This window comes from Halomonas sp. IOP_14, assembly GCF_021021315.1.
GTDB lineage: Bacteria > Pseudomonadota > Gammaproteobacteria > Pseudomonadales > Halomonadaceae > Vreelandella > Vreelandella titanicae.
Map to the genome: position 1 here is coordinate 34,294 of NZ_JAINWD010000010.1, position 24,257 is coordinate 58,550.

The window sequence follows — 24,257 nt, forward strand, 5'->3', positions numbered from 1 at the left end:
TTGAAAAGACGTCGATCGAGAACAGAGTAGCCGTCTAGTCGAGGCTATCCAGTGCCCGGCGTAGCGCTTTACGCTGGAATACCAGTTTCCAGCGGCGCCCGCCTTGCTGGTGCCACAATAATCCAAAGCGAATCCCCGCCATTAAGCAAGCGCGTACACGCTCAGGCATCATGCGGCTCTGCAGCAGTGATGGATCCCCTTGCACCACAATGCGGGTTTTAAAGGTGGATATCGTCTCTTGGTACGCTTCCCCAAGACTGGCCACCACGTTTTCATGGGTAGTGCCAAAGTGCTCGGCTTGACCCTGAATGCGGGTTAATTTTTGGCCCAGTGAATCCATCATGTCGTTATTGGTACGCAGCTTATTCATTAGCATCAGCAGCGAAAAACCGTAGCGCAACACCACCGGGTTCGCCTGCTTACGCCCCACCAGGGCTTCTAAGGTATCCAGGCCGCGGCGCAGATTATTGGGGTGCCCGCCATAAATCGCCTCGAAGCTTTCCGGGTTAGTATCCACAGTGGCCTCAATCAGCGTTTCCCAGGCGCGGGTGTCGACCTGCCCGGTGCGAGCCAGCTCATCGACCAGGCTGGCGGCTTGAAAGACGCCAGCAAGGGCAAGTGCTTGGCGGACTGCCGGAGAATCGGGGGCGCGATGAATCGGGGTAGGATTCATGCAGCAGCCTCCGCGGCTTTCTTCCAGGTAGCGCGAATAACGCCGCCGCCCAAGCATATGTCGCCATCGTAAAGCACCAACGACTGGCCAGGGGTGACCGCCCACTGCGGGTCGTCAAACGTGACCTCAACGCCACCGTCGGGCAGCGCGCGCATTTCACAGCTGCAGTCGCTTTGCCGATAGCGCGTCTTGGCGGTAAAGCGCCCCTGCTGAACCGGCGGCTCACCCGCCACCCAATCCATGGCCTCTGTGACCAAGGTATCGGAGTAGAGCAACTGGTCATGCTTACCCTGCACCGCGATCAGTACATTGCGATCAAGATCTTTTGCCGCCACGTACCAGGGGTCTTCGGAGTAGTTGGCAAGCCCGCCAATGCCTAGACCCTGGCGCTGGCCCAGGGTGTAGTACATCAGCCCCATATGTTTGCCGATGACATCGCCATCCGGCGTTTCAATGGTACCGGGCTGGGCGGGCAGGTACTGCTGGAGGAAATCGCGAAACCGGCGCTCGCCGATAAAGCAGATGCCGGTGGAGTCTTTTTTCTTAGCGGTGATCAAATCGTGCTGTTCTGCAAGCGCGCGTACGGCGGGCTTTTCCAGCTCACCTACGGGAAACAGAGTACGGGCAATGGCGGCTTCTGGCACTGCATGCAGGAAGTAGCTTTGATCTTTATTGCTATCCAGGCCTTTCAGCAGGCGCGGGCGAACATCGCCATCGCCTTGGCTAACATGCCCTTTACGAACATAGTGCCCGGTGGCGATTTTGTCGGCTCCGAGCATTTCAGCGTACTCAAGGAAGACCTTAAATTTGATCTCCCGGTTACACAGAATATCCGGGTTGGGCGTGCGGCCCGCTTTGTATTCGGCTAAAAAGTGCTCGAATACATTATCCCAATACTCGGCGGCAAAGTTAGCGGTGTGCAGTTTAATGCCCAGTTTGGCGCAGACCGCCTCGGCGTCGGCGAGATCCTCTTTGGCCGTGCAATATTCGGTTCCGTCGTCTTCATCCCAGTTTTTCATAAACAGGCCTTCGACCTCATAGCCTTGTTGCATGAGGAGAAGGGCCGAAACGGACGAGTCGACGCCGCCGGACATACCGACAATCACTTTGCCATTAGCGGCTGTGGCGGATGACTCAGTGGTGGATGAGCCTGGCGTAGTTGGTTCAGTGGATGACATGGGCATCCTCAGTTGAAGTAGGGTGCAAATAAGCAGTGTGCAGTTGGGCGAGGATTATACACGATGGGGGGTAATGGCTTCGAGTGCTTCACTCGCGAATCACCGACAGGGGATAGCCAGGCCCGCTGAGTGCATCCTCGATACGTTTGAGTACCAGCGGGCTGCGTAGGCGCGCCTGCTGATCTAACGACCGTATTTGCTCAATGGTAAGCCAGTGGGTGGCGAAGATATCCGGGTCGAGGGGAAGGTCGAGTTGATGAAGCGGCGCAGCAATAAAACCGTGGCTGTGAAACGTTTGCCCTTCGTCGGTATGAAATACGTATAAACCCAAATATCCGGTGAGCGATACCTGCCAAGCAGTCTCTTCCACTACTTCGCGTAGAATGGCTGCTATGGGACCTTCGCCGGGTTCAATATGCCCAGCGGGTTGGTTAAACACACTTTGCGGGCCGCCACGCGGCTCTTCTACCATCAAAAAGCGCTCGCCCTGCTGGATGACGCAGGCAGCCGTGCTGCGAATAAGGCTCATCAGGGTTTCCTGCGTTTTGTGGTGGGCCGCCTACGCTGATCTTTTTGCGGAGCTATTCGTCGCTGACTTGGGGGTGTATTCGTCGGTCTGGGCGCGTGTAGGGCTTCTTTGCGCCATTCGCCAGGTGCCAAACCATCCAGCCGCCAGGGGCCGATCGCTACGCGAATCAAGCGCAGGGTGGGGTAGCCGACATGAGCAGTCATACGGCGAACCTGGCGGTTACGGCCTTCGCTTATGGTTAGCTCCAGCCAGCTAGTCGAGGGGTGGCGTTTGGGGTCGATGGGAGGGTGGCGTGGTGCGGTCGTAGGCGGATCTATTCTGTGCGCTTTGGCCGGCTGCGTTGGGCCATCTTTCAGCGCAATGCCTTGGCGCAACGCCTTCAATGCCGTGTCATCGATTTGCCCTTCCACCTGGGCCCAGTAGGTTTTGGGCTGCTTATGGCGCGGATGAGAAATGCGGTGAATCAGCTCGCCATCATCGCTGAGCAGCAGTAGGCCTTCAGAGTCGTAGTCAAGCCGTCCTGCGGGGTAAATATCTTTCACATCGACATACTGTGCAAGGGTTTGCCGCCCCTCACGGTCGCTGAATTGGCTCAGTACCTGGAAAGGCTTATGCAGTAAATAAAGGTTGCTCATGACTTCTCGTTGCCCTTTTTACTTTCTATTCACTCTCAGGAATGGGTATGTCGACAATGCGCATGGCGGGCAGCGCTGGTATACTCCGGCTACCTGATGGGGCGCCCATCGTTGAGCTCGCGCTCCGCTCAAGATTTCTTGCCATCGCAGCGAAAAGAGAGAGGTTAACGCAAAAATGACCAAAACGCCGAAGATCATCTATACGCTCACTGACGAAGCGCCCGCGCTCGCGACGCACTCCCTACTGCCGATTATCGATGCCTTTACCGATTCTGCCGGCATTCAGGTAGAGACCCGCGATATTTCCCTGGCCGCTCGCATCATTGCTCAGTTCCCTGACTATCTGAGCGAAGAGCAACGGATCGGCGATCACCTGGCGGAGCTTGGCGAACTGACCAAGACCCCAGAAGCTAATATTATCAAATTGCCCAACATTAGCGCCTCTCTGCCTCAGCTAAAGGCGGTGATTAAAGAGTTGCAGCAGCAGGGTTACAAACTTCCTGACTACCCTGAAGCGCCCCAGAGCGATGAAGAGAAAGACATTCAGGCGCGCTACGACAAGACTAAAGGCAGCGCCGTTAACCCGGTGTTGCGTGAAGGTAACTCGGATCGCCGCGCTCCGCTGTCGGTCAAGAATTACGCTCGCAAATATCCCCACCGCATGGGTGAGTGGAGCAGCGACTCCAAGTCCCATGTGGCGCATATGAGTGAAGGCGATTTCTACGGCAGCGAGAAGTCCGCGCTGATTGAAAAAGCCACCGATCTCAAGATCGAGCTGGTCGCTAACGACGGCAGCACCACGGTGCTCAAGCAGAAAACCTCGGTACTGGAAGGCGAAGTCGTCGACGCTGCGGTCATGAGCCGTAACGCGCTGCGTCGTTTTGTGGCCGACGAAGTCGCTGACGCAAAAGCCAAAGACGTGCTGTTCTCGCTGCACCTTAAAGCGACCATGATGAAGGTCTCTGACCCGATCATGTTCGGTATGGTGGTCAGCGAGTTTTATCAGGACGTGCTGAGTAAGCACGCGGATGAACTCCAGCAGGCGGGCTTCGACCCCAATAACGGTATCGGCGATCTCTATTCGGCCATTAAGTCACTGCCGGAAGAGCGTCAGACCCAGATTGAGGATGAGGTTCAAGCACTTTATGCCGAGCGCCCGCGTTTGGCGATGGTGAACTCCCATAAAGGGATCACCAACCTGCACGTGCCCAGCGATGTGATTATCGATGCTTCCATGCCGGCGATGATCCGCGATTCCGGTAAAATGTGGGGCGCCGACGACCAACTGCACGACGTCAAAGCCGTCATTCCTGATCGTTGCTACGCCGGTATCTATCAAACGGTCATCGACGACTGCAAACAGCACGGTGCCTTTGATCCGACGACTATGGGCAGCGTACCCAACGTAGGCTTGATGGCCCAGAAAGCCGAAGAATACGGCTCCCACGATAAGACCTTCCAGATTCCTACCGACGGTACCGTACGTGTCACCGATACCAGCGGCAATGTAGTGCTTGAGCACAGAGTTGAGCAGGGCGACATTTGGCGGATGTGCCAGACCAAGGATGCTCCGGTTCGCGATTGGGTGAAATTGGCGGTTAATCGTGCCCGCGAAAGCGGAACGCCGGCTATCTTCTGGCTGGACGCCCAGCGCGCCCACGATGCTCAACTGATCAAGAAAGTCGAGAGCTACTTAAAAGAGCACGATACCGCTGGCCTGGATATTCGTATCATGACGCCAGAAGAGGCCATGCGCTTCTCTCTGGAGCGTATCCGCAAGGGCGAAGACACTATCTCCGTCACCGGTAACGTACTGCGCGACTATCTGACTGACCTGTTCCCGATTATGGAGCTCGGCACCAGCGCCAAGATGCTCTCAATCGTACCGTTGATGAATGGCGGTGGCCTGTTTGAGACCGGCGCTGGCGGCTCTGCTCCCAAGCACGTTCAGCAGTTGCTGGAAGAGAACCATCTGCGCTGGGATTCGCTGGGCGAGTTTTTGGCCCTGGCGGCATCCCTTGAACACCTGGGCAGCACCTTCGATAACGCTCGGGCAAAAATGCTGGCTAAAGCGCTCGATCAGGCTAACGGCAAGTTCCTGGATAGCAACAAGTCGCCGTCGCGCAAAGTGGGTGAGCTGGACAATCGCGGCAGCCACTTTTATTTGGCGCTATACTGGGCTGAAGCGTTGGCAGAGCAGAGCGAAGATAGCGAAATGCAGACGCTATTCGGACGCCTAGCTGACGAGCTAACGGCCAAAGAAGCGACCATTGTCGATGAATTGAACAGCGTTCAGGGCCAGCCTGCGGATATTGGTGGCTACTTCCACCCGGATCACGAGCTGACGGCTCAGGTGATGCGTCCCAGCCAGACTCTCAACGAAACGCTTGCCATGGTCGCAAAAGGCTAATAGAGCCCGCCTGTGATTAGGCTGAATGACCCCCGTCCGCTTGGCGGGCGGGGGTTTTGCATTGCACTCGCTATTGCGCGCTGTAATATTTTAAGTTTTCCATGAACCCTTGCTGATCGAAAGCGTCTTACGTTTAGGCTAATAAGCTATAGTAGTTAAGAAATTATAGTAGTTAAGAGGCTACAGTTAAGAAACTACACTAGTGAATTGGCGATGTGAGGTCTGATAAACGCTTCCATCGGTCAGTGTCGAGACAACCAACCGTGCAGCTTATGCCCAACCAAGATAGTTCATACTTGACCGTGTTACCCGTAAAAGCGGGGATGACGCGGCCAGATATGCCCGATGAAGATGGTGATATAGCGGTACAGTCAGCAGAACCGGCGCTGGCGCAACCACCGCTTTATAAGGTGGTGCTTCACAACGACGATTACACGCCGATGGAATTTGTCATTGAAGTGCTGCAAGATTTTTTTAACATGGACAGCGAGACGGCCGTTCAGGTCATGCTCGCCGTACATACCCAAGGAAAGGGCACTTGTGGCGTGTTTACGCGCGATATAGCCGAAACAAAAAGCTATCAGGTAAATGAATATGCCCGTGAGTGTGAGCACCCGTTGATAAGTGATATTGAGGCCGCCAATTAAAAGCGTTGAGAAATAATTGGTGGTGAGGCTTGCAACCGTGCCATTTGTACCCGATGTTGAGAGTGCCGGTCGACTAAATTGATCCGACGCAAGCCCTAGGTGGCGACACGCCCTAGGTAGTAGCGAAAAGGGGACTGCCATGCTGAGCAAAGAACTTGAAATGACCCTGAACACGGCCTTCACCGTGGCGCGTTCAAAGCGCCATGAGTTTATGACCGTTGAGCACCTGCTGCTAGCGTTGCTAGATAATGCCTCAGCGGTAGACGTACTGAAGGCCTGCGGGGCTAACCTCGACAAGCTGCGGTCCGATCTGCAGGATTTTATTAACTCGACTACGCCACTGATTCCAGAAGGCCAGGGTGATCGTGAGACCCAGCCCACGCTTGGTTTTCAGCGTGTTTTACAACGGGCGGTCTTCCACGTTCAGTCATCTGGCAAAAGCGAAGTGTCCGGTGCCAATGTGTTGGTGGCGATCTTTTCCGAGCAGGAGAGTCAGGCGGTATACTTCCTTAAGCAGCAGAACGTTGCGCGGGTCGATGCAGTCAACTACATCGCCCATGGTATCTCCAAAGTGGCCGGTCACGGGCCGTCTCCCTCGCCTTCTTCACCTGAGAGTGAAGACGCGGAGGAGGGTGGCAGTGAGGGCGCTGCGCATCCGCTCACTGGTTACGCTACCAATCTCAATGAACAGGCACGTCTGGGTAAAATTGATCCGCTGATTGGCCGCGACCACGAGCTTGAGCGCGTGGTACAAATTCTGGCCCGTCGGCGCAAAAACAACCCGTTGTTAGTCGGTGAGGCGGGTGTAGGTAAAACCGCCGTGGCCGAAGGCCTTGCCAAGCGTATCGTTGAAGAAGACGTTCCCGATGTTATTGCCGATGCAGTGGTCTACTCGCTGGACATGGGTGCGCTACTGGCCGGTACCAAGTACCGTGGTGATTTTGAAAAGCGCCTCAAAAGCCTGCTGAGCGAACTACGCAAGCAGCCTAACGCTGTGCTATTCATTGATGAGATTCATACGGTGATTGGTGCAGGTGCCGCGTCTGGTGGCGTGATGGATGCGTCCAATCTGCTCAAGCCGCTGCTTTCTTCGGGCGAATTGCGCTGCATTGGTTCGACTACGTTCCAGGAGTTCCGCGGCATCTTTGAGAAAGATCGTGCTCTGGCACGGCGCTTCCAGAAGGTGGATGTGATGGCACCGTCGGTGGAAGACACCATCAAAATCCTCAAAGGGTTGCGTTCACGCTTTGAAGAGCACCACGAACTTAAGTACACCGATGGTGCGCTTGAAAGTGCCGCACGCTTAGCGGATCGCTACATCAATGACCGCTTCCTGCCCGACAAAGCGATTGACGTGATTGACGAGGCAGGGGCTCACCAGCGTCTATTGCCGCCAGAAGTGCGCGCCAAGACGATCGATGTCGAGCAAGTGGAAGCCGTGGTAGCGTCCATTGCACGTATCCCACCGAAGAGTGTTTCAAGCTCCGACCGTAAGCTGCTCGAGAAGCTGGATCGTGACCTGAAGATGCTGGTGTTCGGTCAGGATGAGGCGATTGATAGTCTCTCTGCGGCTATTAAGCTGTCCCGGGCCGGGCTTAAATCTCCCGATAAGCCCGTTGGTAGCTTCCTGTTTGCAGGCCCCACTGGTGTGGGTAAAACTGAAGTAGCCAAACAGCTTGCGCATATCATGGGCATTGAACTGGTGCGCTTTGATATGTCCGAGTATATGGAGCGCCATACCGTATCGCGCCTGATTGGCGCGCCTCCGGGCTACGTCGGTTACGACCAGGGTGGTCTACTGACTGAAGCGGTGACCAAGCAGCCGCACTGCGTGTTGTTGTTGGATGAGATTGAGAAAGCGCACCCGGAAGTCTTTAACCTGCTGCTGCAGGTCATGGATCATGGCCGCTTAACGGACAACAACGGGCGTGAAGCGGACTTCCGTCACGTTATCGTGATTATGACCTCTAACGCTGGTGCGGAGCAGGCGTCGCGTCGCTCCATTGGCTTCCAGCACCAGGATCACTCCACCGATGCCATGGAAGTGATCCGCCGTACCTTCTCACCGGAGTTCCGCAACCGCCTGGACGGTATTATTCAGTTCCACTCGCTGCCGGTCTCGGTGGTGCGCAATGTGGTCGACAAGTTCTTGATCGAACTACAGGCGCAGTTGGATGAGAAGCGTGTTCAGTTGGATGTAGACGACATGGCGCGGGATTGGCTGGCCGATAAAGGCTACGATCCTGACATGGGTGCACGTCCAATGGCGCGCCTCATACAAGAGAAGCTGAAGAAGCCATTAGCCGAAATGATTCTGTTCGGAGAACTGGCTGATCAGGGCGGTATTGTCCACGTTAGCCTGGAGGAGGGCGAGTTACACCTTTCCACAGAGACTGAGATGGCAGATGCGCCCTGAAAAGGGCGCTAAGCCGTGCTAAAAGCTATCTTTCTAATACTCATGCTATATGCATAAAAACGCAGCGCCCTGTCATCGACGGGGCGTTGTCGTTTTTAGTGAACCGCCATTGACGCTGATCGGCGCTGTCGTTAAAGGACAGTCTAGCTGGGGCAGTTAAAATCAGCCGAACGCGTTAATGGTGTAACGACTTAGCGCGAGCGGTAAACGATACGGCCTTTAGACAGGTCGTAAGGTGTCAGCTCAACTTTTACCTTGTCGCCGGTCAGAATGCGGATATAGTTTTTGCGCATTTTGCCGGAGATATGAGCGGTAACAACGTGACCGTTTTCCAGCTCAACCCGAAACATGGTATTCGGAAGGGTATCGACGATAACGCCTTCCATTTCAATATGATCTTCGCGTGCCATATAGGCATGTCCTCACTGATGAGTTAGTAATGTCATTATCGGTCAGAATTTGAGTGCCGCTAGGTGGGCACTCAAGAAACAGCGCTATATTGTGCCGTAAGCCCGTCGTCAAGGCAAAAAAGCTGGCATTTTTAGCGAATCAGCGGCCGCCAATGGCGTCCATCGAGTATTTCCAATGGCGCGAAAGCCTGCTTGTAGCGCATCTTACGGCACTCTTCGATCCAATACCCTAAATAAAGGTGCGGCAGCGCTTTTTCGCGGCTGAGCTCGATGAGCTGAAGAATGGCAAAAGTGCCTAGTGAGCGCTTATCCAGCGTCTCGCTAACGGCAAAGAAGGTGTAGATTGCCGAGAGCCCATGCTCCAACTGGTCGAATGCAGCCACACCAACCAGCTCTTCGTCGAGGTACATCTCCATCAGATGGGCATAGGACTCATCAAGGGTAAGGAAGGTGCGGTACTGCTCGCGGCTGGGCGGGAACATATCGCCGTCAGCATGGCGCTGACGAATGTAATTCGCGTAAAGCGAGTAGTGGGTAGATGCAAAGTGAGCAGGCACAATACGGATGCTTATATCGGCATTGCGGCGCCAAATTTTTCGTTGCGTGCGGTTAGCCGCAAACTGGTCAACCGGAATACGCACCGAGCGGCAGGCGTTGCAGCCCTCACAGTGAGGGCGGTAAAGATGGCGCCCACTGCGACGAAACCCTAGCAGCGCCAGCGAGTCATAGACACCTGGAACGGGCGACTCCTGCGGGTCGAGAAACAGCGTTGTCGCTTCCTTGCCGGGTAAATAGCTACAGGCATGCGGCACGGTAAGGAAAAAGCGCAAATCCCGCACCGGCCGACGCGGAGTGTTACTACTCACGGCCTGCCTCCTCGTTGTAAAAAAATGGTTGGAACAGAATAAGTTCGTCACTATGGTTCATCACTACGCATTACCCTCGGTGGCAATCGCCTTAAGCCAGAGCGATGCAGGAACAGTGGGTGTTTCAGTGGGTGACGTGGTAAACGTAAATGCCTTATCGGGTAACCAGTTTTTAAGATAGTTGATGAATGCCTCGCGAGCGACTGTAATAGCGCCCAGGCTTGCCAGATGAGGCGTGTGCATTTGGCAGTCGATGAGTTTTCCGCCATGTTCGCGCATGGCCCTGGCGAGATGGGCCAGCGCTACCTTCGAAGCATCCGGGGCGTGGGAGAACATCGACTCGCCAAAAAACACCGGCCCCATGGCGATGCCATACAGCCCGCCCACCAATTGGCCGTGTTGATGGACTTCGATGCTATGAGCAATGCCTAGAGCATGCAGTAGCCCGTAGGCCTCGCGCATTTCGTCTGTAATCCAGGTGCCCGCCTCTTCACCACGCGGGGCGGCGCAGGCCTGAATCACCTGATCGAAGTGTTGATCCAGGGTGATATGAAAGCCACCATGGCGTAATCGTTTGGTGAGGCTACGACGCTGCTTAAATTGCTCAGGTAGGAGTATCATGCGCGGGTCTGGACTCCACCACAAAATGGGGTCGTCGTCGCTGAACCAGGGAAATATGCCCTGCCGATAGGCTTCTACCAGCCAAGCGGGCGAGAGCTCCCCTCCGGCGGCCAGTAGGCCATTGGGGGAGGCCAGCGCTTGGGAGGTAGTTGGAAAATTAGGATGTGGCGAGGAAAGCCAAGGTAGCATTACTTGCTCCTGTTACGACGTTCTTGTACTGAGCGCTTTACGATAGCCTCTGTGACGGCGGAAGGATGCTCGGTATCATGCAAACTCGCAAGTGGATTAAAGACGCCATTGAGGTGTAAAGGGAGAGTCGCTTGAAAGTGAATAAAGCAGTAAACAAGCGAACGCAGCGTAGCGCGCGTCAAACACCATCATCGGCTTCAGCTGCGCGCGTTAACGCCGCAAAGGATAAGGCTCGTCGTTTTGGCCTGCGCTTACAAGGCTCCGTGCGCGAAGGCGTAGTGGTGATCCTGCTGGCGCTGTGTGTTTTCTTATTATTAGCGCTATTTAGTTACCAACCCTCTGACCCAGGCTGGTCTTATCAGGGCCCTGAGACAGATGTGGGTAACTGGATGGGGCAGGTTGGCGCTTGGCTGGCCGATGTTCTCTACTCACTGCTTGGCGCCAGCGCTTTGTGGTGGCCGGGTATGTTCGGCTTTGCCGCTTGGTGGCTGATTCGCTCACGCCAGGTACGTTTTGAACTCGACCCCGTGGCAATTGCTGTCCATGCGGGTGGCTTAGTGCTACTTATTTTCGGTACTACCATGTTGGGGGCGCTGCACTTTTATCACCCTGATAGCATGCTGCCCTATGCCTCAGGCGGTATTTTGGGCGAAGGTTTGGTCGGTGCGTTAAGGCCTTTAGTGGGAAGTGGTGGCGTTGGTTTAATCGCTGCGGCGTTAATTTTAAGCGGCTTTCCGCTGTTTAGTGGTATGTCGTGGCTGCAAGTGGCTGATGAGCTCGGCAAGCGCATATGTCGGTTGGGTAGCTGGTTATCGGCACGACGCCAAGCGCGTCGTATGCGCGCTGCTCAGCGAGCGGCTGCTAAAACTGCCAAAACTGCGGCCAAGCCTCAAGCAGCGCCTGAAGCGCAGTCTCAAGAAGCTAAACCTGAAGCTGCACCCGCTGAGATAAAGCCTGCGGCAGAGCCAGTAGGCAAAAGCCCCAGTGGCCGCGAACGCCGTGAGCCAGGCTTCTCTGTACCACTTTCCAGTCGTGAGGCGAACAGCTCTTCAGAGAGCAATGCGTCAGAAGCGAGTCCTTCAAATAGCAACGAAACCACGGATACTTCGATTCCCTGGGAGGCCGCAGCGTTTTCAAGTAATAAGCATGTGCCTGCTAAAACACCCGCGCCTATCTCTTCGACACCTACCGCGGAGCCGACGGTTTCAGCGCCTGGGGCAGCCCCGTCAGTGACGCCAGCGGCTAAAACGGCAGAAGAGGAGGGAGCAGCGGCACCCCCAGCGCCGCGGGAAAATGCCTTTGTCCAGGCAGAGGTAACGTCAGCAGCGCCTGAGACTCAAGCACCTGCGCCCGGTGATGAACCCAAAGAAGCCGAGACTTCCTTCCCGCTGCGTGCTACTCGTCAAGAAGAGCCTCCGGCGCCTGCCAGGAGTAACTTCTTTGCCAGCGATGAGGCGCCCGCCGAGAAAGAGACTGTTCATGCCGCGCCCGTTGAGCGTCGCAGTGAGCCATCACTCACCGCTGATCCCAGCAGCAGCCAAGCTGAACCACGTGTTGGTGAGCCACATATTGGTGACACTGATGCTGCCTGGAGCCCTGAGCGCGTCACCGCGCCTGAGCCTGCACGTAAACCTGAACGTGTAGCGGAAGTAGTGCCTGAGCCGGTGTGGGACGATGAAGAGATGGATGATGAGCTGTATGCCCAAGGCCGCGATGGAGGAGCGCACTCAACGACTACTCCTCCGTCCACGCCCACCCCAGCAGCTCGCCAAGAACCCAGCTTTGCGCCCGAAGAGAGCACGCCAGAGGCGGATGAAGGCCCCGCCCTGTGGACCGTGGAGCATTTGCAGAGCCAGCGGCCTGCTTTTGAAACTCTGGACGAACCTGAGGGCGACGTGCCGAGCTTGCAGCTGTTGACACCTGCAGAACCGTATCAACCCAATTATAGTGACGAGCAGTTGGCTGATATGGCTGAGCTGCTTGAAGTGCGGCTGCGCGAATACGGTGTGAAAGCGGAAGTGGTGGATACCTGGCCTGGGCCGGTGATTACCCGCTTTGAGATCAAGCCCGCCGCGGGCGTCAAAGTGTCTAAAATCAGTAACCTTGCCAAAGACCTGGCGCGCTCCCTGATGGTGAAAAGTGTGCGAGTGGTCGAGGTTATTCCAGGGCGTCCCACGGTGGGTATTGAAATACCTAATCCCAACCGGGCCATGATCCGCCTGCGCGAAGTTATCGACTCCGACCGTTACCAGCAGGAGACGTCACCACTCACCATGGCGTTAGGCCAAGATATTGGTGGCAGCCCTGTGGTCGCCAACCTGGGCAAGATGCCCCACTTGCTAGTAGCCGGTACCACCGGGTCGGGTAAGTCGGTGGGCGTTAACGCCATGCTGATCTCAATGCTGCTTAAAGCGAAGCCTAGTGAGCTAAAGCTGATCATGGTCGACCCGAAAATGTTGGAGCTGTCGGTATATGACGGCATTCCCCATCTGCTGGCGCCCGTGGTCACCGATATGAAAGAAGCGGCCAACAGCCTGCGCTGGTGCGTGGCCGAGATGGAGCGCCGCTACAAGCTCATGGCGGCCATGGGTGTGCGCAACATCGCGGGCTTCAATGGCCGTTTGGATGAAGCGGAGCGCGCCGGTGCCCAAGTGGCAGACCCGCTCTGGGAACCGCAGCCCTGGGAAGTGCATCAGCCGCATCCAGTGCTGGAGAAACTGCCCTACATCGTCGTGGTGATCGACGAGTTTGCCGATATGTTTATGATCGTCGGCAAAAAAGTCGAAGAGCTGATTGCGCGCTTGGCGCAAAAGGCACGCGCCGCAGGTATCCATTTGATTCTGGCTACCCAGCGCCCCTCGGTGGATGTTGTGACTGGCTTGATCAAAGCCAACATTCCTTCGCGGATGGCGTTTCAGGTCTCATCCAGAATTGATTCGCGCACCATTCTGGATCAGGGCGGCGCTGAAAGTCTGTTGGGGCATGGTGACATGCTCTATCTGCCTGCAGGTTCCGGACCACCTAACCGCATCCACGGTGCCTTTGTGGACGATGACGAAGTACACCGCGTGGTCGATGACTGGAAGCGCCGTGGAGCACCCGAGTATATCGAAGAGATCCTTTCTGGTGGCGTATCCGCCGATGCCTTAACGGGTCTTGAGGCTGAGGGGGGGGATGGCGACGATGCGGAGCAGGATGCGCTCTACGATGAAGCCGTGCAGTTTGTCACTGAAACGCGCAAAGCCTCGATTTCCGCCGTGCAGCGTCGCTTTAAAATTGGCTATAACCGGGCCGCTCGCTTAGTTGAGGCAATGGAGGGCGCCGGTGTGGTGACCTCTATGGGCTCTAACGGTGCTCGGGAAGTGCTTGCCCCGCCTCCGGTGGGCCACTAACCGCTTGATGAAAGCCACAATTATGCAATAAGCGTGAAAGTAGCGCCGCGGGTGAAACCCTGCGGCGTTTTTCTCGTCTGATTGTTACGTTTTTGAGTTAGCCATGGCCGGTTAAGCCGACCTCACTGCTTGATTTTTAAGCAACAGTTTTGAGCAACAGTTACCGGGCAACGGTTGCCTAGGGAGATTATATGCGCGATACGCAAACAAAACGCACTTCAGCAATGGGCGCTTCGCCACTGGCATTTGCGGCAAGTGCCTTGGGTTTAACCTTTGGTGCTCCCGCTTGGGCAGACGATGCTGCCGAGCGTTTGACTGAACGGCTGGATCCGCTTGAGCGTTATCAAGCGGATTTTGAGCAGCAAATTCTTGATGGCAGCGGGGAACGCCTCCAAAGCGCGCGTGGTGAGATGTGGCTGTCTCGCCCCGGTATGCTGCGTTGGGAAGTGGAAGCGCCTTACTCTCAAACCGTGGTCTCTGACGGCGATGATGTGTATATGTACGATCCCGACCTTGAACAAGTCACCGTTCAAGAGATGGACGATCGAGTAACCCATACCCCTGCGTTACTGCTGTCGGGAAGCGTGGACGATTTAACCGAAAGCTATGAGGTGTTCTACGAGCAGGACGGGGGAGAAGATGTCTTTACCCTAGTGCCTATCTCGGCCGATACGCTGTTCGAAGAGCTAAGCATGGTGTTCGATGCCGATACGCTAACCGAGCTGTGGATGATGGACAGTACCGGCCAGCGCACCGCCATCACCTTTAGCAATATTACCCTCAATGGCGAGATTGCTGAGGACATGTTTGATTTCGAAATTCCCGAAGGCACCGATGTTATTCGTGAAGAGCTTTAAGGGTTGGGAGTGAGGAGTGAATGGTGAGGAGTTGGTAAAGAGTTGCTGGAGGGTGGCGGTTAATCAATAACCTGCCACTGGTTTAACCATCAGGCGCCTTAGGGCGCCTGATCTGCTTCCTGGTCAAGATTTTCCCGCCATGCCATGATTTCCCCAAAGCGCTTCTCCTGACCAAAGGCACTTGGCTTGAAGAAGGTGGCTTTAGGCAGCTCTTCAGGCCAGCAGTCGTGGGCGCTTCCCGCCGGGTAGCCGTCTGGTTCGTTATGCGCATAGCGATAGCCTTCGCCATGACCCAACTGCTCCATCAGCTTAGTGGGCGCGTTGCGCAGGTACGTCGGTACCTCAACCTGGGGCTGCTGGCGTACGTACTGCTTGGCTTCACTCCAGGCGCGGTCAATGCGGTTACTCTTGGGCGCCACTGCTAAATGAATTGCCGCGTGGGCAATTGCCCGCTGGCCTTCGTAATCGCCCAGGCGTAAATAAGCATCCCAGGCGGCAATCACCAGCGGTAGCGCGCGAGGGTCAGCATTGCCGACGTCTTCTGAGGCAATCGCGGTCAGTCTGCGCACTACGTCCAACGGGTCACCGCCGCCCTGCATAAAGCGGGCCATATACAGCAATGCCGCGTTAGGGCGTGAAGAGCGTATCGACTTATGAATGGCCGAAAGTAGATCATAATAAGCGTCCCCCTGCTTATCGAAGGCGCTGGCCTGATGGCCGATCACATCGGCGAGTACCTCTTTATGCAGTACTTCGCCGTTTGCTTCCTGAGTAGCGAAATCGCAAGCGGTTTCCAGTAATCCCAGCGCCCGTCGTGCGTCGCCAGCGCTAGCGTGGGCCAGAGCAGTTAATACTTCGTCATCAACCTGAATGTCACGCTTGCCCAGCCCTCGCTCTACGTCGCTGAGTGCCTGGCGCATCACCGTGATCAGTTCCTCATGGGTAAGCGATTTCAGCACATATACCCGCGCACGGGATAGCAACGCCGAGTTGACTTCGAAGGAGGGGTTTTCGGTGGTGGCACCAATCAACGTTAACAGGCCCGACTCCACGTGGGGCAATAATGCGTCCTGCTGGCTCTTGTTGAGGCGATGAATCTCATCTAAAAAGAGGATAACCGTGGAGGACATCTGTTGGGCCCGCTCCACCACAGCGCGAATCTCTTTTACTCCGGCCATCACCGCGCTGAGGTGCTCCAGATGGGCCTGGGAGGCTCGGGCCAACAGCTCTGCCAGCGTGGTTTTGCCAACCCCTGGCGGCCCCCATAAAATCATTGAGCGCACAATGCCTGACTCCGCCATGCGACGTAGGGGTTTATCTGGCCCCACCAGCGCTTGCTGGCCCACGTAATCGTCCAGTTGGCGTGGCCGCATACGAAAGGCTAACGGAGCATCGTCAGCCGGTGTCGCCTGAGCGCTATCAAAAAGATCCATGTAAGCTTCCGTTATAAATCAGTACGTTGAGCAACAAATTGCCAACAAGTATAGGTGGTAAACTGCGTCTTAGAGAACTACCTTAGACGTAACCTATCAGAAAGATACACTTGCGAGGATAGCTTGAGAGGGGCATTGTTTATGATAACTGTTGTTGATAACCCCCGTTAGTTACGACACGCTCAGGTTACGATATGTTTTAGCGACACAACATGTTTGTTACCTCGCGCTTATTATCGCATGCCGTCAATCACGAAGGCTCGACGGTAGGCATGACACAATAAAGGAGACAGTTCGATGTTAAACCAACTGCGTCTAGATCATGCCAACATGGCGAGATTACTCCATGTGCTGCAGCTTAAGCAGAAAACCCTTGCCCAAGGTGAGCGGCCCAACTTCCAGCTTATGCGCGAGGTCGTCGACTATATTTTGTCCTATATGGATGGTTTTGCAGCCCCTCTGGAACGCGTCTGCGTGGAGCGATTGCAAACCCAGGCCCCAGAGCACGTTGCCCTGACCGAACAGATGGCGAATGACTATCGTGAGTTAAAGCCGCGCTTACAGCGCCTCTCCAACGACATTGACATGGTGTTAATGGATAACATCATTCCGATGGATCGTTTTGCCGACGACCTGAAAGATTATTTGGAAGCGCATCGTGCCTATTTGCGTCACGAACGCGAGGGGCTGTTCCCGCTGATTGACGAGCACTTTAGCGAGGAAGATATGGACGAGCTGCGTCAGGCGCTCCCCGAAGGCGCAGAGAAAGAGCTAGAGCGCCTACAGGACGCTTATCCCGAGCTCTATGCTGAACTGCGTGGTGCTGACGTGCCTGTGGTATAGCGCTAGCGGACAAGTGGCCGCTACGGGGCATCAATAAAATGACGGAGCATGCTAAAATAGCGGCTCCGTTTTTTTTAGGCAGAGCCATGATAGGCAGAGTCAGGAAAGGCCCCGTGTTAATTTTTGATTCCGGTGTCGGCGGCCTGTCGGTGGCGCAGTCGCTGCGCCAACACTACCCTGATGCTGCCCTGTGCTATGCCTGCGACAATGCTTGGTTGCCCTATGGGCTGCGCGAAGATGCAGCCCTGACCGACCGCATTGTGGCGGTATGTCGTTCCGCTGTGGAAGCGTGCCAGCCGAGTGTTTTGGTTGTCGCCTGCAATACCGCGAGCACTCTGGCGCTGGAAAACTTGCGCGAGCAGTTGGCGATCCCTGTCGTGGGCACCGTACCTGCTATCAAACCTGCCGCAGCGATTAGCCAGACACGCCATATTGGGCTGTTAGCCACCAAGGCCACGGTAGGGCGGCCCTACACCCAGCGCTTGATTGATAGTTTTGCCAGCGACTGTGTGATTACTCGCGTCGCCGCCGATGCCTTGGTGGTCGAGGCGGAAGCATACCTGGCTGGTGTCACCCCCAATATTGATCGCATGCAGGCGGCGCTGGCGCCGTTATGGCACGCCGTTGCATCTCCATCGTCTGCGCATTGTTTATCGTCTGCTCATCAAGCGCTGGATACCCCAGAGCTAGATACAGTGGTACTGGGCTGCACTCATTTCCCGCTGCTAAAGCCCTGGCTGATGCAGCTGGCCCCCGTGCCGCTACATTGGGTCGACTCCGGCGATGCGATAGCCCGACGGGTTTCGCAAGTCGTTTCTGAGCTAAACAGTGATCAGCAGGATGGCCGCTGCTTTACCACTGCCCCTGCTGCCAATCTGACCGCTGGTCTAGCCCGCTATGGGTTTAAGGCGTCCCAATTGCTTAATGTGGGCGACTGAGCACTATTTACTACTATTGCTGATCGAATTATTCAAAGGAGCAGCCTTGGCTATCCCCGTTGTAGAACCTGAACGCTACGCTGAGCAGCTAGCCGCCAAACGCGACTATCTGGAAAGTACCTTTGCCGCTTTTCAACCACCGGCATTAGAAGTGTTTGAATCGCCGCCAGGCTATTACCGTCAGCGCTGCGAGTTTCGCATATGGCACGAAGAGGACGACCTCTTCTACGCCATGTTCGAGGTAGACCCTGAGAATCCGAAGAACAAGAGGGTGATTCGGTTAGATCAGTACGCAGTCGCCAGTGAGCGAATCAATCAGCTAATGCCGCAGCTACGCGAAGCTTGCCTTCGCTGTGATGAGCTGCGTCGGCGGCTGTTCCAGGTAGAGTTTCTAACCACGCTGTCAGGTGAGGCGCTGATAACGCTGATTTACCACCGCCCGTTAGGCGATGAGTGGGAGCGCGAAGCCCGCGCTCTGGAGGCTGAGCTGGGTATTATGATTATTGGCCGCTCCCGCAAGCAGCGTATCGTACTTACCCGAGACCACGTATGGGAGCGGCTAGAGGTGGATGGCCGCACGCTGCACTACCAGCAGGTCGAAAACAGCTTTACCCAACCCAATGCGCATATCTGCCAGAAAATGCTTAGCTGGGCGCGAGAAGTCACCGCTGGCCAGCAGGAGAGTAATGCGAAGAAAGACCTAGTCGAACTCTATTGCGGTAATGGCAATTTTACCATTGCCCTGGCGGATAACTTCCGCCGCGTGCTGGCCACAGAGATTTCCCGCACGTCAGTGGCTAGCGCCAACGTAAACCTGGAAGCCAATGGGGTAACGAACGCGCAGATTGGTCGTATGTCAGCGGAGGAGTTTTCGCTGGCGCTGAAGGGCGAAAAAGCCGGGCGTCGCGTGGCGGAAATGGCGCTGGGAGAGTACGATTTTTCCACCGTGCTGGTCGACCCGCCCCGTGCTGGTTTAGACGAGCAGAGCTGTGAGCAACTCAGCGAGTACGCTCAGATCGTCTATATTTCATGCAACCCAGCCACGTTAGCTGAAAACTTGACCATACTGACCAACACTCATCGGATAGAACGCTTTGCGCTATTTGACCAGTTTCCGTTTACCGACCACTGTGAGTGTGGAGTGCTGTTGAAGCGGCGGACAGGCGAGTAAGCATACGACCTAATGCGTAAACGGTATGTGCCATGAACAACACGTCAAGTGATTAGGGACGCGACGATAGGTAGCGTAAGCTAGTCGTTATGTTGGCCTAAAGGCCTATTGTCCTTCGTTTTTTGGCCGTTTAATGGCCTAGGCAGTCGAGGTGATGGATGCACTACGTTGCGATTGAAGAGAGTCGGCAAGATCTTTTGAAGCAGCTCCAGGAGCGGCTACACGCGCGGTTAGACCCCGCTCGCGCCGCCACTGTGGACGCTTTTGCTCGGCACTTTTATGCCACCGTGCCGGTGGAAGACCTAGTGGATCGTCGCCTGGACGATCTGTATGGCGCAACGCTGTCGGTCTGGCAGTTTTTGCAGCATCACGACCCACAAAGTCCCAAGGTAAGAGTATTTAACCCTGATTTTGAAGAGCACGGCTGGCAGTCGACGCATACTTTTGTCGCCGTTCTCCATGAAGATATGCCGTTTTTGGTCGACTCGGTGCGTATCGAGCTCAACCGCCGCGGCTTGACGGTGCACGCCATTCAAAACGCCGTGCTGGCGGTCGCCCGTGATGAGCGCCATCAGTTGCAGGCGCTGGCCTCGCCCAGGGCAGAAAACGCGCCAGAAGCGCGCGAGTCGCTAATTGTCATCGAAGTAGACCGGCACACCGACGTAGCGTTGCTTGAGAAAATCGAAAGCAACCTAAATGACGTGCTTCGCGATGTACGTACCGCTGTGGGCGATTTCGACGCCATGTGTTCGCAAATCACCGCCTCGATTCAAGAACTCGAGAAAAACTGCCCGCCGCAGATCGATCCTGACGACCACGAAGAGGCGATTGCCTTTTTAGAGTGGATGCTCAAAGATAACTTTACTTTCCTGGGCTACGACGAGTACCTGCTGGAAGGCAGCGAGTTAAAGCGCGACGCAGATAGCGTGCTGGGCGTCTTCCGCCTGGATCAGCCGCGCTACTGCGAGCGTATTCGCACCGAAGAGGGGGTGGATGAGCACAATGATTATGTGCTGGTGCCGCAGCTACTATCGTTTGCCAAAAGCGCCCATCACTCTCGGGTGCACCGTCCTACCTACCCTGACTACATTACCGTTGATCGCTACGACGACGACGGCAATGTAATTGGTGAGCGGCGCTTCTTTGGTTTGTTTACCTCTACGGTGTATAACGAATCGCCACGCAATATCCCGCTGCTGCGCCGTAAGCTAAAAGCGGTGATGGATATTGCCGGATTCAATCCCCAGGGTCACAACGGCAAGCAATTGCTCCAGGTGCTGGAAGTTTACCCCCGGGATGATCTTTTTCAGATCGATACCGAGTCACTGGCCAGCACTGCGCTGGGCATCCTCAATATTCGCGAGCGCCGCCAGGTGCGGCTGTTTATCCGCGCCGATATCAGCGGCAAGTTCTACTCTTGCCTGGTGTTTGTCCCCCGGGACGTGTTCTCCACGGATCTGCGTCAGCGGATTCAAAACGTGTTGTGCGACGAGTTAGACGCCCACTTTGGCGACTTCAATACCTATTTATCTGAGTCGGTGCTGGCGCGTATTCAATTGATTTTACGCTTTAATGGCGACGCGCCCAGCGACTATGACCTCAAGCGTTTGGAAAGCAAAGTGTCACGGCTGGCGCGCAGCTGGCGTGACGAGCTGCAGAACGCCATGATCGAAGGCTTTGGTGAAGAGCGCGCCAACAACCTGATGGATCGGTTCCGCGAGGCGTTCTCGGCCAGCTACCGTGAAGACTTCTCTGCGCGCACCGCGGTGTTTGATGTTCAGCACCTGCTGACACTGGATAGCGAGAACGACCTCTCGCTGTCGCTCTATCGGCCACTAGAAGAACAGGGTGGTGGCGTTAACCTGAAACTGTTCCACCGTGAATCGCAGATTCCGCTCTCTGACGTGCTGCCGATGATGGAAAACCTTGGCCTGCGGGTAATTGGTGAACGCCCCTACGATATTAACGCCCCTGAACAGCGCTACTGGATTCACGATTTTGAGCTTGAGCACAGCGGTGCGGATGTCAGCCTGGGCGATATGCGTGATGTATTCACGGAAGCCTTCAAGCGCATCTGGACCGGCGAGGCCGATAACGATGCGTTTAACCGCCTGATTATCGGCGCTGGGCTGGATTGGCGCGAAGTGGCCATGCTGCGCGGCTACGCCCGCTACCTCAAACAGATCCGCTTCGGCATGTCCCAGGATTACATCGCTGCTACGCTGGCCAACTATCCTGCCATTACCCGTGAGTTAGTTGAATTATTCCGCCTGCGTTTTGATCCTGAGCAGCAGAGCCACGCCACCGACGAGTGCATCGCGAGCTTAAATGAGCGCTTGGAAGGAGTTGCCAGCCTTAACGATGACCAGCTACTGCGCCGCTTTATGGAGCTGATCCTCGCCACCCTACGCACCAACTACTACCAACTGGCTGAGGGTGGGCGCTTTAAAGATTACATCGCCTATAAGTTGGAGCCTTCCAAGGTTACCGGCATGCCCAAGCCGCGACCAATGTTTGAAATTTTTGTCTGCTCGCCGCGGGTGGAAGGTGTCCACCTGCGGGGCGGCAAAGTGGCCCGCGGTGGCCTGCGCTGGTCGGATCGCTTTGAGGATTACCGTACCGAAGTGCTGGGGTTGGTGAAAGCGCAGCAGGTTAAGAACGCCGTTATCGTACCGGTTGGTGCTAAAGGCGGTTTTGTCTGTAAACGCATGCCGGAAAATGCCAGTCGCGATGTCGCCCAGAAAGAGGGCATTGCCTGTTACCAAATCTTTATCCGTGCGCTGCTGGATGTCACTGATAACCTGATGGGCGGCGATGTTGTGCCGCCGGAAAATGTTGTCCGCCACGATGAGAACGACGCTTATCTCGTGGTAGCTGCCGACAAAGGCACCGCTACCTTCTCAGATATCGCCAACGAAATTTCCATTGAGTATGGCCACTGGCTGGGTGATGCCTTTGCCTCTGGCGGTGCTAACGGCTACGACCACAAGAAAATGGGCATCACCGCTCGCGGTGCCTGGGAATCAGTTAAGCGCCACTTCAAAAATCTGGATCTCGACACCCAGCGCGACCTGTTTAGCGTGGTGGGAATCGGCGATATGGCTGGCGATGTCTTCGGCAACGGCATGCTGCTTTCCGACAAGATCCAACTGGTGGGTGCCTTCAACCACCTGCATATCTTTGTAGACCCCAACCCGGACGCCGAGGCGTCCTTTGCCGAGCGCAAGCGGCTGTTTGCACTGCCACGCTCTAGCTGGGAAGACTACAGCCAGGAACTGATCTCCGCCGGCGGCGGCATCTTTAGCCGTAGCGCCAAGTCGATTAGCATCACACCGGAGATGCAGCAGGTATTTGGTATCAAGGAAGAGCGCCTGTCGCCTAATGAACTGATCCGAGCCATGCTCAAATCCAAGGTCGATTTGATCTGGAACGGCGGTATCGGTACCTATGTGAAGGGTTCTGACGAAACCGATGCCGATGTGGGCGACAAAGCCAATGACACCCTGCGCATCAACGGCAATGACTTGAATTGCCGTGTGGTCGGCGAGGGCGGTAACCTCGGCTTGACCCAGCGCGGACGTATGGAAGCCGCCGCCAAAGGCGTGCGGGTGTATACCGATTTCATCGATAACGCCGGTGGGGTGAACTGCTCCGACCACGAGGTCAATATCAAGATTTTGATCGATGAAGTGGTCAAGCGCGGTGACATGACCGAGAAACAGCGCAATCAGCTGTTGGCGGAAATGACCGATGAGGTGAGCGATCTGGTGATCCTGGATAACTATCGCCAAAGCCAGGCGCTGGATCTATCGGCCACCCTTTCCGACCAGTCAATGGGCCCTTACCGCCGTTTTATCAGCGAGCTGGAGGCTGCCGGACAGATTGACCGCGAGCTGGAATTCCTGCCTACCGATGATGTGCTCAAAGAGCGGGCCAGCAACAATCAAGGGATGCGCCTGCCGGAGCTGTCGGTACTGATCTCCTACGCCAAGAGCACCCTGAAAGGCGACTTGATCACCTCTGACGTACCGGACGATCAATATATTCACCGCCACCTGGAGCGGCTGTTTCCATCAGTGCTGGTCGAGCGCTTTAAAGACGAAATGTACGAGCACCGTCTGAAGCGTGAAATCGTTGCGACACAGGTCGCCAACGACTTGGTCGATCATATGGGGGTCGTCTTTGTACGCCGCCTGATGGACTCCACCGGAGCGGGACGCGCCGATATTGCGCGAGCCTACATCGTGGCCCGTGATAGCTTTAACTTGCCCAGTCTATGGGCGCAAATTGAAGCCCTCGATAATCAGGTGCCCAACCGCATTCAGTACTCGATGATGCTTGACCTGATGCGCTTGATTCGTCGTGCCACGCGCTGGTTTGTGCGTCAGCACTTAGGGCTTTCGACACAAGATACCATTGAGTACTTCGCTCCTCGCTTGGCGCAGTTGCAGGAAGGTATTGGTGAGCTACTCAGTGGTGAAGAGCTTGGCGCCTGGAACTCGCGTCGTGACGAGTTGTTGGAGGCGGGTGTGCCAGATGCACTGGCATCCAGCGTGGCGGCGTCATCAAGCCTTTATGCGGGGCTAGGTATTATCCAGGCGGCGCGCCTGACCAATGAAAAACCCCAGCGGGTGGCGGAAGTGCTGTACGAAATTGGCAGCCGCCTGGAGCTACCGTGGATGATTCAGCAGGTAACCCAGCTGGAAGTGCGCGACGCCTGGCAGGCTCAGGCTCGTGAGACTTTCCGCGACGACATCGAGCGTCAGCAACTGGCACTGACCACCAGCGTGTTGAAGCTCGACGCCGGCAGCCGCGATACCCAAGAGCGGGTTGCGCAGTGGTTGGATCAGCACGCCGATCTGCATCGCCGCTGGTGCCGCCTTATTGAAGAGGTGCGCGGCGGCAGTGAAGGAGGCTTTGCGCTCTTCGCCGTGGCGGTACGCGAGCTGGTAGATCTTGCCGAGAGCGATAGCGAAGCGTAGACGTACCCTAATCCACTTAATGAAAGCGCGCCCTGGTTCTCCACCAGAGCGCGCTTTATTGCGTTAT

General features: G+C 55.8%; 17 protein-coding genes. 9 read left to right on the top strand and 8 right to left on the bottom strand.

Features of this window, described 5'->3' with window-relative positions; all coding sequences use genetic code 11:
• Positions 1 to 34: 34 nt before the first annotated feature.
• The 4 genes from hflD to K7H09_RS09965 form a co-directional block, all read right to left on the bottom strand.
• Positions 35 to 673 (bottom strand): high frequency lysogenization protein HflD, encoded by a 639-nt coding sequence (hflD, locus tag K7H09_RS09950; RefSeq protein WP_039860134.1) that lies wholly within the window; start codon positions 671 to 673, stop codon positions 35 to 37.
• Positions 670 to 1,857: a tRNA 2-thiouridine(34) synthase MnmA gene (mnmA, locus tag K7H09_RS09955; RefSeq protein ID WP_141439641.1), complete on the bottom strand. Its 1,188-nt coding sequence runs from the start codon at positions 1,855 to 1,857 to the stop codon at positions 670 to 672. The genes hflD and mnmA overlap by 4 nt, the downstream gene beginning before the upstream one ends.
• Before the next feature lie 82 nt (positions 1,858 to 1,939).
• Entirely contained in the window at positions 1,940 to 2,380 is a 441-nt protein-coding gene (locus tag K7H09_RS09960; protein ID WP_230804555.1) for an NUDIX hydrolase, read from the bottom strand.
• Positions 2,380 to 3,015: a pseudouridine synthase gene (locus K7H09_RS09965; RefSeq protein WP_009288039.1), complete on the bottom strand. Its 636-nt coding sequence runs from the start codon at positions 3,013 to 3,015 to the stop codon at positions 2,380 to 2,382. Before K7H09_RS09965 ends, K7H09_RS09960 begins: the two co-directional genes overlap by 1 nt.
• A 175-nt stretch (positions 3,016 to 3,190) precedes the next feature.
• Here K7H09_RS09965 and K7H09_RS09970 point away from each other — a divergent pair, with 175 nt between their 5' ends.
• The 3 genes from K7H09_RS09970 to clpA all read left to right on the top strand — a co-directional run bounded on the left by K7H09_RS09970 (position 3,191) and on the right by clpA (position 8,488).
• Positions 3,191 to 5,425: an NADP-dependent isocitrate dehydrogenase gene (locus tag K7H09_RS09970; protein WP_230804556.1), complete on the top strand. Its 2,235-nt coding sequence runs from the start codon at positions 3,191 to 3,193 to the stop codon at positions 5,423 to 5,425.
• 338 nt (positions 5,426 to 5,763) lie between these two features.
• On the top strand, positions 5,764 to 6,072 hold the full coding sequence (gene clpS / locus K7H09_RS09975; protein WP_035538640.1) for an ATP-dependent Clp protease adapter ClpS: 309 nt from the start codon (positions 5,764 to 5,766) through the stop codon (positions 6,070 to 6,072).
• A gap of 139 nt (positions 6,073 to 6,211) precedes the next feature.
• Entirely contained in the window at positions 6,212 to 8,488 is a 2,277-nt protein-coding gene (clpA, locus tag K7H09_RS09980) for an ATP-dependent Clp protease ATP-binding subunit ClpA (protein WP_022520422.1), read from the top strand.
• 191 nt (positions 8,489 to 8,679) lie between these two features.
• On the opposite strand, the gene infA is transcribed toward clpA, so the two are convergent.
• The 3 genes from infA to aat form a co-directional block, all read right to left on the bottom strand.
• Positions 8,680 to 8,898 (bottom strand): translation initiation factor IF-1, encoded by a 219-nt coding sequence (infA, locus tag K7H09_RS09985; protein WP_007111068.1) that lies wholly within the window; start codon positions 8,896 to 8,898, stop codon positions 8,680 to 8,682.
• Between the two features lie 131 nt (positions 8,899 to 9,029).
• Positions 9,030 to 9,764, bottom strand: a complete 735-nt coding sequence (locus tag K7H09_RS09990; RefSeq protein ID WP_039860143.1) for an arginyltransferase — start codon at positions 9,762 to 9,764, stop codon at positions 9,030 to 9,032.
• A gap of 63 nt (positions 9,765 to 9,827) precedes the next feature.
• On the bottom strand, positions 9,828 to 10,574 hold the full coding sequence (aat, locus tag K7H09_RS09995) for a leucyl/phenylalanyl-tRNA--protein transferase (RefSeq protein ID WP_009288042.1): 747 nt from the start codon (positions 10,572 to 10,574) through the stop codon (positions 9,828 to 9,830).
• Between the two features lie 131 nt (positions 10,575 to 10,705).
• Between aat and K7H09_RS10000 the strand changes: the two genes are divergently transcribed.
• Positions 10,706 to 13,966: a DNA translocase FtsK gene (locus tag K7H09_RS10000; protein WP_009288043.1), complete on the top strand. Its 3,261-nt coding sequence runs from the start codon at positions 10,706 to 10,708 to the stop codon at positions 13,964 to 13,966.
• 191 nt (positions 13,967 to 14,157) lie between these two features.
• Positions 14,158 to 14,823, top strand: a complete 666-nt coding sequence (gene lolA / locus K7H09_RS10005; RefSeq protein ID WP_009288044.1) for an outer membrane lipoprotein chaperone LolA — start codon at positions 14,158 to 14,160, stop codon at positions 14,821 to 14,823.
• A 98-nt stretch (positions 14,824 to 14,921) separates the two neighbouring features.
• On the opposite strand, the gene K7H09_RS10010 is transcribed toward lolA, so the two are convergent.
• Positions 14,922 to 16,256 (bottom strand): replication-associated recombination protein A, encoded by a 1,335-nt coding sequence (locus K7H09_RS10010; RefSeq protein ID WP_027959677.1) that lies wholly within the window; start codon positions 16,254 to 16,256, stop codon positions 14,922 to 14,924.
• Positions 16,257 to 16,553: 297 nt separating this feature from the next.
• On the opposite strand from K7H09_RS10010, the gene K7H09_RS10015 reads away from it, so the two are divergent.
• The 4 genes from K7H09_RS10015 (at position 16,554) to K7H09_RS10030 (ending at position 24,190) form a co-directional block, all read left to right on the top strand.
• A complete protein-coding gene (locus tag K7H09_RS10015) occupies positions 16,554 to 17,099 on the top strand; it encodes a hemerythrin domain-containing protein (RefSeq protein ID WP_009288045.1) in 546 nt (181 codons plus the stop codon).
• Positions 17,100 to 17,185: 86 nt separating this feature from the next.
• Positions 17,186 to 18,037 carry a glutamate racemase gene (locus K7H09_RS10020; RefSeq protein WP_041157881.1) on the top strand — a complete coding sequence of 284 codons (852 nt, stop codon included), beginning with the start codon at positions 17,186 to 17,188 and terminating at the stop codon, positions 18,035 to 18,037.
• A 46-nt stretch (positions 18,038 to 18,083) separates the two neighbouring features.
• The gene (trmA, locus tag K7H09_RS10025; protein WP_027959675.1) at positions 18,084 to 19,208 is read left to right on the top strand and encodes a tRNA (uridine(54)-C5)-methyltransferase TrmA; all 1,125 of its coding nucleotides are present in this window, start codon (positions 18,084 to 18,086) and stop codon (positions 19,206 to 19,208) included.
• 158 nt (positions 19,209 to 19,366) lie between these two features.
• Positions 19,367 to 24,190 (top strand): NAD-glutamate dehydrogenase, encoded by a 4,824-nt coding sequence (locus K7H09_RS10030; RefSeq protein ID WP_230804557.1) that lies wholly within the window; start codon positions 19,367 to 19,369, stop codon positions 24,188 to 24,190.
• Positions 24,191 to 24,257 lie beyond the last annotated feature (67 nt).